At 52.9% G+C, this 11,832-nt stretch carries 10 protein-coding genes; 5 read left to right on the top strand and 5 right to left on the bottom strand.

What is annotated here, in order from left to right:
• Nucleotides 1–13: 13 nt before the first annotated feature.
• The 3 genes from IAE30_RS06465 to IAE30_RS06455 all read right to left on the bottom strand — a co-directional run bounded on the left by IAE30_RS06465 (nucleotide 14) and on the right by IAE30_RS06455 (nucleotide 3,717).
• A complete protein-coding gene (locus tag IAE30_RS06465) occupies nucleotides 14–634 on the bottom strand; it encodes a hypothetical protein (protein WP_038649287.1) in 621 nt (206 codons plus the stop codon).
• Between the two features lie 189 nt (nucleotides 635–823).
• The gene (opgB, locus tag IAE30_RS06460; RefSeq protein WP_200678585.1) at nucleotides 824–3,115 is read right to left on the bottom strand and encodes a phosphatidylglycerol--membrane-oligosaccharide glycerophosphotransferase; all 2,292 of its coding nucleotides are present in this window, start codon (nucleotides 3,113–3,115) and stop codon (nucleotides 824–826) included.
• Nucleotides 3,116–3,327: 212 nt separating this feature from the next.
• Nucleotides 3,328–3,717, bottom strand: a complete 390-nt coding sequence (locus IAE30_RS06455) for a tautomerase family protein (protein WP_038649282.1) — start codon at nucleotides 3,715–3,717, stop codon at nucleotides 3,328–3,330.
• Nucleotides 3,718–3,837: 120 nt separating this feature from the next.
• Here IAE30_RS06455 and IAE30_RS06450 point away from each other — a divergent pair, with 120 nt between their 5' ends.
• Nucleotides 3,838–4,761, top strand: a complete 924-nt coding sequence (locus IAE30_RS06450) for a LysR family transcriptional regulator (protein ID WP_038649279.1) — start codon at nucleotides 3,838–3,840, stop codon at nucleotides 4,759–4,761.
• Here the strand turns inward: IAE30_RS06450 and IAE30_RS06445 are convergent.
• Nucleotides 4,735–5,748, bottom strand: coding sequence for a glycosyltransferase family 32 protein (locus IAE30_RS06445; protein WP_200678584.1), 1,014 nt, complete (start codon nucleotides 5,746–5,748; stop codon nucleotides 4,735–4,737). The genes IAE30_RS06450 and IAE30_RS06445 overlap by 27 nt on opposite strands.
• Nucleotides 5,749–6,164: 416 nt before the next feature.
• Here IAE30_RS06445 and IAE30_RS06440 point away from each other — a divergent pair, with 416 nt between their 5' ends.
• Complete coding sequence (locus IAE30_RS06440) at nucleotides 6,165–7,115, top strand: YncE family protein (protein ID WP_038649273.1); 951 nt, start codon at nucleotides 6,165–6,167, stop codon at nucleotides 7,113–7,115.
• Between the two features lie 70 nt (nucleotides 7,116–7,185).
• Here the strand turns inward: IAE30_RS06440 and IAE30_RS06435 are convergent, their stop codons facing one another.
• Nucleotides 7,186–7,740 (bottom strand): histidine phosphatase family protein, encoded by a 555-nt coding sequence (locus IAE30_RS06435; RefSeq protein ID WP_038649268.1) that lies wholly within the window; start codon nucleotides 7,738–7,740, stop codon nucleotides 7,186–7,188.
• 580 nt (nucleotides 7,741–8,320) lie between these two features.
• On the opposite strand from IAE30_RS06435, the gene IAE30_RS06430 reads away from it, so the two are divergent.
• The 3 genes from IAE30_RS06430 to IAE30_RS06420 all read left to right on the top strand — a co-directional run bounded on the left by IAE30_RS06430 (nucleotide 8,321) and on the right by IAE30_RS06420 (nucleotide 11,811).
• Entirely contained in the window at nucleotides 8,321–9,715 is a 1,395-nt protein-coding gene (locus tag IAE30_RS06430; protein WP_200537394.1) for an MFS transporter, read from the top strand.
• 77 nt (nucleotides 9,716–9,792) lie between these two features.
• The gene (locus IAE30_RS06425) at nucleotides 9,793–10,815 is read left to right on the top strand and encodes a LacI family DNA-binding transcriptional regulator (RefSeq protein ID WP_038649262.1); all 1,023 of its coding nucleotides are present in this window, start codon (nucleotides 9,793–9,795) and stop codon (nucleotides 10,813–10,815) included.
• 12 nt (nucleotides 10,816–10,827) lie between these two features.
• Entirely contained in the window at nucleotides 10,828–11,811 is a 984-nt protein-coding gene (locus IAE30_RS06420; protein ID WP_038649259.1) for a nucleoside hydrolase, read from the top strand.
• The last annotated feature ends 21 nt before the right edge of the window (nucleotides 11,812–11,832 follow it).

Genomic DNA, 11,832 nt, shown 5'->3' with positions numbered 1-11,832 from the left:
CTGCCCGCCTGGCTCAGCTGTTTAAGAGATATTTGGTCGTCATGGCAATTAATGCGGTGGCGATAGTGAGCAGAACGCGTCTGATCCAGATGTTGTCTTGTTTTAATTCGGTAAAACCAATCTGCATCCGTTGGTCTAACGCGTTGATTTTAATGTCTTGCTGATTGAACCGTTCGTCGATTTTTTCAAATTTCTCATCGATTCTTTCAAATTTCTCATCGATTTTTTCAAATTTCTCATCGATTTTTGCGAATTTCTCATCAATCTTCTCAAACTTTTCATCGATTCTTGCGAACCGCTCATCGATTTTATCGAACCTTTTATCAACTTTATCAAACCGCTCATCGATACTTTTTTCGAGCGCTTCAAAACGCTGATTCACCGCGTGAAATTGTAATGTAACCTCGTTTTGAAATTGGTCTAAGCGGCCTTCGAGAGCATCGAGTCGGTTATTTGTCGCGCTTTGCGCCCGGATCAAGCTTTCTGTCGCCTGTGACAAGTCAAATTTGGTTAAGGCATTTTCCTGCTGCATATCAGCAAAAATCTCCACCATTACCTCAGCCTGTCTATCGGCGACGCCTGCATCCTGTAACGCTTTATAGGCTTTATGCGTGTTAATCATGGTCAGTATCATCCTTTCATTCCTCTGGTGTCCTTCCGTGAAAATGAAAGCCTATCCAGTAGGTGATAGTTTCACAATGTAATGAAATGGATTTTGCGCGGTATCTCGAAAAAAATCAATGCTTACAATAAGTAACGAAAACAACTAATAAAAAAGGCCTGCGCGTTGGCAGGCCTGCATGGGTGGGGGAATGGCTTAATTTTACGGATGTGGAATAATTTTTATCTCCACCATACCAATGCCCAATTTGCGCGGATCCTGCCCGGTAATATTGCCGACGTTAGAGAGTTGCGGCTCAGGTGGCGCAATAATCAGGTTGTGACTGCCGTTGGGGTTGCTGAAATGCAGTGTGGTGGTCGAGAAATCATCGCCCAGATTCAGCATCTGCTCTTCATCACCGACGCGAACTGGAATCAGTCGATGCGCATTGGGTCCAAAAGCGCGTGCGGTGATCTGCACATCAAAGCGAGACGGTAAAGGTTCGACATATTCGATATTCACTTCAGGTGCCAGATTCGCATTTGACCAACGTCCCCAGCTTTCGGGGCGAGATATTCCTGTGAAACGCTTCACGCTGTCGGGAGCGCCTGGCACAGTCAGCAGGAAGCTGTCGGCGTTATAGCGAATCGCATTATCTTCCACGCGAATCTGCTGCTCGTTGAGTTGATAAGTCGCGGCACTCACCTCGGCTTTCGGGAATTGCGCTTTGCCCTTCCACTGCGGTTTTTCGATGCGCGTTACCGTCGGTTTTGCCCCCATTTGACCCATGGCGACACAGAGATCGCTAGAGAGTGCCAAATCGGGCTGCCATAAACGGCCCATCTTGAAGCAGCGATCGACCCAGACAAATTTATCAGAAGCGGTAAAGTCTGCGAGCTGGTAGCGCAGCGGTGCCGAATATTCGCCTTCTGGCAGTGGCTCGACGCGATCTTGCCCAATGCGAAATAGAATAGGCAATTTAAAGGTAGAGCCGGAGAAGCTGAAGGTGTTTTTTTGCTGGTCGACAGTAAACGCATCGAGCTTGCTGGGGAAATTCCACAGCTGGATGATATCGGCTTTCCATGCGGTCACTTTTTGCGCCATGTCTTCAAACTGCGCCGATAAAGACGTCGAAGAGAGGCCGCTGCGGCCGAGTCCAATCGCCTTATCACCACCCAGAATATCCAGCACCGTCGCACCGTTATCCAGGGTACTGCGTTTGCCATCCAGCACTTCCGCTTGTGGCTGGTCACCACGAATCACCATAAACAGATCGCGGCGCGGCTGCTTGATCAGGTACTGATGCGCGGTGTTATTCATGGCCAGATGATCCGAACTGACGACGATGATGGTGTTTTTAAACCAGGGTGACGCTTTGATGCGCGCAATCAAACGCGCGACATGCTCTTGTGAGCAGGCCACCGCACTGAAGGATTGGTTCGGTTTGCCATCGTAGCTGTAGCTTTTGCGCTGACAGCTGCGCGAGATAAATCCGTCAGGATGATGGGTGTCCACCGTCAGGGTGAACAAGGCAAAACGTTTTTGCTGACGTGAAAGCGCTTCGTATTTCTCAAACACTTCATCCATCACCGTATCATCGTAAAAACCCCAGTTGTTGCGGTAACTGGGATCGGCGACGCGGCTGATGAGCTCTTGCGAGCCGTACATATGTGCGGGCGAAAAGCCGTGTGACAGCAGGAAGGTATCTTTGCCAGCAAAACGTAAGTCTGCGCCCTGGATAAACCAGTTTTCATAACCGGAATTCTTCAGGATATCGCCGAGGCAAATATTCTGCGGGTAAAAGCTGGAAAGCGAGGCCGAAGCGTTACCATCAAAAGGGGCAAACAGTGGGATACCGCATTGAGAAGCGACCATGCCAGCAATGGTGTAATCGGTGCCTGGTAACTGCTCGGTTTCACTGAAATCGATGCTCTGGTCTTTTTCGCGACTCAGTTCCGGCGCGAGTCCGGGGAAAGCATCTTGATCAAAATAGGTGCGTTCAAGGCTCTCACCGTAGATGTACACCAGGTTGAGTTTGGGATCGGGAATGGTTTTATTGGGCGTCTTAAAATAGTTATCGAAATCAGAGTCGGCCAGACGTGAATGTGAGGCAATAAGATCCTTCACCTGACGAAAAGCAGGTGTGGTTTGCACCGAACCTGCAGCGCAGGCGATAGCCAGTAAACTCCAGCCTAAATGATGCGGCCGTTTACGGCGGCGTAGCAGCCAGGAAAGCAGGCAAAACAGCAAAAACAGGCCAATGATTAATCCAATAGCGGGCACCACATATTTACTGACGCCGGCACCTGTCAGGCTGTTGGTCAGGGTATACAGCACCGCATCGGTGATGCCATCGCCGGTAAAATAGTTGCTGGCGAACAGCGTGGCATTGAGCACGATAAACAGCGTGAGCAGCACTAAGATCAGGATAAACCAGAATTTATTTCGCCCGGCTTTACAGGAGTAAACGGCGATTGCCGCTAAAAAGAGTACAACCGAAACCAACTCGGACAAGGTTTGATCCTCACATAAAATAGTGACGCCATCCCTGCGCCCTCGGCCCTCTTTGGGGGTTATGCGTCAATTTATATGGGCTGTCACAGTGCTGCAACATAACCACACAGAATTGTGCGGTGGGTTCCGATCCGTTTAAGGCAGGTTTAGATTGACTATGGTTTGACCTGGCAGCAACGCACGCGCCGCTGCCAGCGAGGGGCGAGGAGGGATCAGAGCTTGCCAGTCAGATACTGCGCTTCGCCGTCGGCAAAGCTCCAGTCGCCTTTGCTGTTAGTGATAAAACTGATCATCAGATCGTTGCCCTGCACGCCACAATTTTCCTGCAACTCGCGCGCTAACTCTGCCATGAATAGCGTTTTCTGTTCTTCACTTCTTGGGCTGGTGTACACGCGCACCATCACCAGGTTATCGGTCCGCTCGAAACCCAGCCCGGTATCCTGAAACTCCATTTGATAGCGTTTATTCTCATGAACAATCTGATAGCGATCCCGCGCGGGGACTTTGAACGCGCTTAATACCGCGCGGTGCGCGGCGTCCAGCAAGGTACGAATTTCTGATTCAGAACGGCCCTGAATCACATCAAAAGTCAGTAACGGCATAAATAAACCCTCGTTTTTGCTCACAAGATAAGAGTAGGATGTGGCTTTATGCTGCCGCTTGCTGCAGGAAAGAAAAAGCGCGCTGGTTGAAATGATTATTTATTATTTTGAACAATCCATATGAAAGAAATCAAAACTGATGCACTCTGGGTGCATTTGCACTGGCTAACGGTGCTGGCTGAACTGGGCAGTTTTACTCGTGCAGCTGAACGATTAGATGTCAGCAAAGCGGCTATGAGCCAAAAGATTAAAGAGCTGGAAGAGATGGCGGGGGTGTCACTGGTGCAGCGCACCACGCGCAGCGTGCGTCTGACCTCGGCGGGCGAGAAGCTGGTGGATGAGTTGCGCGATCCTTTCGCACGCATCGCCCAAAGTTTTTTCAGCGTGCGCGATGAGGCCGGGCCAGTCCGCGGCCTGGTGCGTGTCAGCGCGCCGGTGGCGTTTGCACGTCAGCAGCTGGTGCCGATTATCGGTGATTTTTTGCGAGAGTATCCGCAGGTGCGGCTGCAGCTGGATGTTACCGATCGCTTAGTGTCGTTAGGCAGTGAAGGATTTGATCTCGCCATCCGCCATAGCCAGACATTGCCCGAAACCCATGTGGCGTTGCCGCTGTGTGAGACGCGCGCGCTGTTAGTGGCCTCGCCGGCTTATCTGGCGCAAAACGGTGTGCCTCAGGTGCCAGAATCGTTGCAGCAACATAACTGCCTCTACTATCCGCGTGGTCTGGAATCGCCACAATGGCGTTTCCGCCCGGTGAGTGGCGGCAGTGAATCCGTGCAGGTAAAAATTCAGGGTAATTTTGCTACCAATAACAGCGAATCAATCCGCGATGCCGCGCTGCAAGGATTGGGCATTGCCATGCTGCCCGATTTCAGCGCCGCGGCGGCGCTGAAATCGGGCACGTTGCAACAGGTTCTGCCGCAGTGGCAAACCGTGGATGCTTTTGCCGATAGGCTGTGGGTGGTGCGCCCGTATGCAGCACAAGTGCCACGGGCGGTGACCACCTTTATCCACTGGCTACGCGCGCGCTTTGTTGATGGGTGAAGCCAACGCTATCGCCGCATGCGGCTGCATCATCTCACCCAGCAGGCTGCTGCGGTTGTAATTGCCTAAACGCAGGTTGAAGTCGAGGTGCATCTGTTCGTTACCGCTGAGTTTAATCACCGGTGGTGGCGTCATAGGACGCTGGTTGAACAGGATAGCATGTGCAAACGCCTCGCTTTTCCAGCCGCTCAAACGCTGATAATAGTAAGCGTTGGCTTCACACTTGCGCAGATAGAGATTCACCCGACGATATTCCCGCATCGCCGCCTGTTGTGCCAGTGAACCCAACTGCTGCTGCGGTTGGTCAATTTTCTGGGTCAGGAGTGCATAGTCATCGCGCTTGTTGAGCTCGTTGAAATAATTCTGCTCACCCAGATGTTTGATGGGGGCGTACTGCTTCTGCCATTCACGAATAAACGGGTTATTCGGTGCCGCCGCCAGGAACCAGTTTTCAATCACTGGCGCCAGATAATTGACGGTGGAATTTTCACGATAATAACCAATCACATCCATGCAGCGCTCTTGATGGGCACGATGCACCCATGAGAGATCTTCAAATAACAGCGTGCTGCAATCAATGGCAATACCGCCGTAGCGCAACAGCAGTTCCAGACGAATGACTTCGCTTTTTTGCTGTTCGCTTAATAATGTTGAGGTGAAAATAAAATCAGGTAAAACTTCTTTTACCGTTAATCGATTGAGCAAATAGATATCGTGATCAGGATTATCTTTGCGCAGCTTTTGAATATTTAACATCATAGATTTCGGTAAATATTCACTATCCCAATACATCCACACTTTTTTCGGTATTTCTGGCAGCGACTTTTCGCCAGAAAACAACACGATATTGTCCTCTTCGCCAGGATCGTACTCCGGCGCGCAGAGCGCAGTATGCTGTTTTTTCTGCAGTAATGTCTGGCTGGTAAAAGCGATTCTTTTCCAGTTCTGCCAGAGCACGAGCGCTGGCTGGAGACGTTTTTTATTCATGGTGCACCTGATTATTGTGATTATGGTGGCAAGGATTCCCTGATGCTGGCAGCTTATGCGCTCTTATGTTTCCTCACGGCTGTGTGTAAAAAGTACTCACATCAGCTTAATAAAGCATTCTGGTCTTAGAGGCTATTACTTTTTTTTGCTTTCAGATAAACCGGAAAATGAAGGATCCGTTAAGCGTAAAATTTCCCAAAAATAATTGACTGGCCGACTGATTTTATAATTAATCGTCGTTAGGACTATTCCTAATAAAATAACTTAGCCTTGGCGCTGGCTGCGGGTTAGATAAAAAATCCCCGCATTCAAATGGTTTAAATCGGCTACATTTTTCGCTGGCCTGGCAGGGATTTGCCCCTTCCTGATGCAGGTTAACTACGCTTAGACGAGGTGGTTAACACAAAGGAGGCACTATGCAGCCACACAACCGTGGATTACTGGCGGTCGATAAGCAGGGGAATCGAGTTCTGTTTCTCGATCCCGACACCTTTGCCGTGCAACAGGAGCTGAATGCGTTTCCGCCGCGTCCGCATGAGTTACTGATGTTACCTGAGCAAGAGAAAGCCTATGTGCCGATCTATGGTGACGGCATTCATGGCGACAATCCCCATCCTGGTCACAAAGTGGCGGTGATCGATCTACGCAAACGCCAGATCAGCGGTTTTATCGATTTATCTCCGTTGCAGTCGCCCCACAGTGGCCAATTGGGCCGTGATGGCAAAGTCTACCTCTGCTGTGAAAACAGTGCGGCTGTGGCAGTCATCGATCCCGTTACCGATAGGGTGGAGAAAATCATTAAGCTGCCGTCGCACAATGCGCATCGTCTGACGCTTTCACCCAGCGGGCGTAAATTGTTCACAGAGAACGAAGAAGACGCCAGCATCACGGTGGTGGATCTGTGCGAGGCAGAAGGGCGCATCATTGACAATATTCTGCTGCCGGGGCCGATCTCCGGTATCGCGGCCTCGCCGAAGCATCCTTATCTGGTCGCTAGCGCGGCCGACGCACCGTTACTGTATGTGGTCGATCGCCAAAGTCATCGTATTCGCCAGCGCATTAAACTCACGGCCCATCAACAGCCCTGCCAGGTCGTGCGCTTTAGCGCCAACGGCGAGCGTTTGGTGGCGATTGGCGATCAGGAGCCGCTCATCACACTGTTTGATGATTTACTCAATCCGTTGGGAGATGTTCCGGTCGGCAACAAACCGATGGATGGCTGTTTCAGTGCGGATAATCGAACGCTGCTGATTGCCAATGAAGGCGATGGATCATTGAGCGTGATTGATTTGCTGCAAATGAAGGTGATAGCGACCCCGAACGCCGGAAAAGGCTGTGAGGTGCTGAGTTACTTCCAGTTGAACTGACGGCGGGGTATCTCCTTGTGGCAGCGATCGTCAGGCACCTGCTCGCAATGTTTGATTGGGCGTATCAGGGTTAAATAAACGGGCGATGGTAAATCGCGCTGCTCCAGTGGCGGCTGCTGGCATGTTTTTCCGCCTGCCAGCCGCGTTTACGCAGTTCCCGGGCGATCATTTTGTTCATGATGCCGTGCCCCACCAGCAACACCGTTCCCTGTTTTGATAACGTGACCAACTTATCTGCCGCCTGACGCGCCCGTGCTCGGGCATGGGTCAACGATTCCACATGCCCGGCGTAACCGCATAACCATAACAGGCGCAAAAGGGCGAGCCAAACGGTCAGCGGCAGGTGCAGGCGTTCGAACGGCAGCAGCGGCATGGCCACTTCACTGAAGACCTCATCCACCTCATGCGGTTGCAGGCCGAGACGCGTGAGTGAGGAACGCGCGCGGGGTAGCGGGCTGGAGGCGATCACGCGGGCCATTCGCGCGATGGCCATACTGCGCGGCGGCGGTGAGTCGCAAATGTCCGCCTGGTCATAGCCCTCACACCAGTCGGCCAGCGCTCGCGCAGTAAAGCGCCCGCTGACCGGATGGTCAGGTTTACCGTGTCGCATGAGGATGATGGTCATAGGCGCCCTGTGTGATTTTTACCCAGTGTAATGCAGGTGATAGCTGAACCGCACTGGCGAAAGGGTTTTAAGATTAATTCGCAATTGTCATCAAAGCTTAACTGATTTGTGCGAAAAAAAGCGCGATGAAGGATCAGCCACAACTCAGCTAATGATAAGCAACGCTCGTTAATTACATTGAGGTTAATGCGCTGCTGTTGGTTTGAATGAGCTGTAATGTTATGAATTAACGCCATTTTTGCTTTCTAATCCCGAGTTATAGTGAAGATAAATTAATTATTTTCACTTTTATCACTTGATTTATCTACGCGCGTAGATAGACTGTGTCCACAGTGATAACTCACGGTGCCAGAGACAAAGTTGGCCTTGAGATGACGTGGTTACATTTGCCTTACTAATGCGATCAATGAAAAAAACATCGACGAGAACAGGCGAATGAGTGAATTCCAACACCAGGGAGTTCTTTGACTTTCATCCAGGTTTGCCTACTGAACGTCGTCACCGGGGAGTTCCGCTTGTTGCAAGGGAACCGTCCCACGGAAGGGCGTTTGCTGTTTTCACCTATTTCAGGGAAAAGGTCATGACGGTACATCAGTCCGTTTCGCAACAAACTTCACTGAGCACCTCTTCAGCTGCTGACATGCGGCTGGAAACCTCTTCTGGCCGCAAAGATTTCTGGCGCGCCACCTTCTCTTGCTGGCTCGGCACGGCAATGGAGTATGCGGATTTCGCGCTCTATGGCCTGGCAGCAGGCATCATCTTTGGCGATGTGTTTTTCCCCAATGCCACACCCACTATGGCGCTGCTCTCCAGTTTTGCCACCTGGTCCGTCGGGTTTATTGCACGCCCAATTGGTGCGCTGCTGTTTGGCTGGATCGGTGACCGGAAAGGCCGCAAAACCGTGATGATCGCTACCATCATCCTGATGGGCGCATCGACAACCTTGATTGGTCTCATCCCTTCTTACGCCACGATCGGCGTCTGGGCACCCGCTTGTCTGGTGCTGTTGCGCTTTACCCAAGGGTTGGGCGCCGGTGCAGAACTGTCTGGTGGCACCGTGATGCTGGGCGAGTATGCCCCGGTTGCGCGTCGCGGTCTGGTCTCTTCCGTGATTGCCCTCGGCTCGAATAGTGGCACGCTGATCGCCTCGCTGGTGTGGCTTGCCGTGATTCAGATGGATAAACAAACCTTGCTGGATTGGGGATGGCGTATTCCGTTCCTCAGTAGCGTGCTGATTGCCGTGGTCGCGTTATGGCTGCGTCGTCATCTGCGTGAAACCCCGGTGTTTGAACGCCAGCAGGCGCAACTGCAGGCAGAGCGTAACGCCACATTGCAGCATGCCGCCGCCGAGGTTGATACCCGCAGTTTCTGGCAGCGCAGCCGTGCGTTCTGGACGATGGTCGGCTTACGTATCGGCGAAAACGGTCCTTCCTATCTGGCGCAGGGCTTTATCGTCGGTTATGTCGCGAAAGTGCTGATGCTCGATAAGTCGGTGCCAACGACGGCGGTGTTTATTGCCTCGTTGCTGGGTTTCCTGATTATTCCGTTTGCCGGTTGGATGTCTGACCGCTTTGGCCGCCGTATCACCTATCGTGGTTTCTGTCTGCTGCTGATGATTTATGCCTGGCCGGCATTCAGCCTGATGGACAGTCGTGACCCGGCGATTGTGATTCCGGTGATGGTTGTCGGCATGGCGCTGGCCTCGCTCGGTATTTTTGGGGTGCAGGCCGCGTGGGGTGTGGAAATGTTTGGTGTCAAACACCGTTACACCAAGATGGCGGTGGCGAAAGAACTGGGGTCTATCCTTTCTGGAGGGACAGCACCTTTGGTGGCTGCGGCGCTGTTATCGTTCACCGGACACTGGTGGGCGATTGCCGTGTACTTCTCGGCGATGGCGACCATCGGTTTTCTGACCACGTTTGTGGCACCGGAAACGCGTGGGCGCGATCTGAATCTTCCGGAAGATGCGATCTGACGCGCAACACGCTGTAAGTGAAACAGTGCCATTGGCCGGTTATGCCGGCCAATGGCATTCATGCTGAGGCAAGAGAGTTGGCGAAATCCCCAGGCGGAAATGTAACACGTAGCGATGTGGCGAAAGCCGCCGGCACCTCAGTGGCGGTAGTGAGCTACGTGATTAACAACGGACCGCGCCCGGTGGCGGAAGCCACGCGGTTGCGCGTGCTGGAAGCGATTAAACAGACGGGTTATCGACCGAATGCAGTGGCGCGTGCATTGGCCTCCGGCAGCACCAAAACCTTTGGCCTGGTGGTGCCGAACATCAGTAACCCCTTCGTGGCCTCAATGGCGCATATGCTGCTGCAGGAATCACTGGATCACGGCCACGTGATGCTGCTGGGGGATGCTGGAGATGATCGCAAGCGTGAGCTGGAACTGATTCAGGGCTTGCTGAATCGTCAGGTGGATGGCCTGTTTTATACCAGTGTCGACCGCCACCCATACATTGACGTGATTCAGGCCAGTGGTACACCGCTGGTGATGCTGGATCGCGTTGACCCCCGTCCCGGCGTGAGCATGTTGCGGGTGAATGAGCGCGAGGCCTCGCGTCAGGTGACAGAACATCTGCTCAGCCACGGTTATCAACAGGTTGGCATGATCAGCGGTCCGCTGGAGATGCTGAATGCCCAGGATCGTATTCAGGGCTGGCGCGATGCCATGGCAGAGAAAGGCCTGCAGGTCGATGAAACCCTGATTTTCCCTGCCAGCTACTCGCGACAAGGCGGTTATGACGCCACAAAACGTATGCTTGCCAGCGGAAAGGTGCCGCGCGCGCTGTTTACCAGCAATGAAGGCCAGGCGATTGGCTGTATCCGCGCGCTCTCTGAACACGGTTTGCGCGTGCCGCAGGATGTCGCCCTGGTGTGCTTTAACGGCACCGATCAATCCGCATTCCATGTCCCGACATTGACAACCGTACGTCAACCGCTACGGGAAATGGCACGCAGCGCTATCGCCATGCTGAAAAATGGGGATGGCGAGGCCCAACTGGCAGAGTTCCCTCACTATCTTGAAATCGGTGAGTCCTGCGGCTGCCTGCTTACTCAACAAAAATAAACCTATAACATCATGAAAAGACTGATTATTGATTGTGATCCGGGAAATGGAATTGCAGGGGCGAATACCGATGACGGCCTTGCGCTGGCACTGGCGTTGGCATCACCTTCGCTGTCGGTTGAACTGATTACCACTGTCACTGGTAACACGCCGAGTGCGTTAGGGGCGCAGGTTGCCAAAGATTTACTCCAGCGATTAGGACTCAATGTTCCCGTTGTGCAGGGCGCGTTGCAGGCACTCCGCGAAGACCCCGCCCCCTGGCGCGCACGCCTCGATGGCGTCAAGGACGCGAACCTCGCTGAACTGTGGCGGGGCGTGCGTAAGCCGCAGTTGCTCGCGGCAGATGGCAATGATGCCGCAGGCGTGATGGGCCAGCTGATTTGCGATAATCCCGGCGAATTTACTCTGGTGGCGATCGGTCCTCTGACCAACGTGGCGCAGGCGCTGCAGCGCTATCCACAGATGGCGGAATCCGTGGCAGAAATTGTGATTATGGGCGGTGTGTTCGCTTTAGATGATTACATCAAAGACACCAACTTTGGTCTGGATCCCGAAGCGGCGCATCAGGTGCTGCACAGCGGCGCAGCCATCACGCTGGTGCCGATGGACGCCACGACACAAACATTGATGACCCATCAGGATCTTAATCGTCTGACGACCAACGACCATCCGTTACCGCAATTTGTCCGTGAAACGTTGCGCCCGTGGATTGATTACTCGATTCGCACCCGCCATCTGCCAGGCTGCTGGATCCACGATGCGCTGGTGATTGCCTGGCTATTGAATCAGCGCGTGGCGGATGGGGTGGATTACTTTGTCGATATTGAGTTACGCGCTGGCGCAACGCGCGGCAAGAGCTGGCGGTATCGATCGCCACTGCGCCTGGACATTGGCGTGCCGGAGCAGACCGGGGCATTGGTGCATGTGATGCAGAACGTCAACAATCCGTTGCTGCTGGAGATGATTGAGAAGGCGTTTAATCAACTGCAGCGCTGATTGCCCATAAATGCGTGCGGC

Origin of the sequence: Pantoea sp. S61 (genome assembly GCF_016625145.1) — a bacterium.
GTDB classification, from domain to species: Bacteria; Pseudomonadota; Gammaproteobacteria; order Enterobacterales; family Enterobacteriaceae; genus Pantoea; species Pantoea rwandensis_B.
This window is presented reverse-complemented; position numbering and strand designations above follow the sequence as displayed.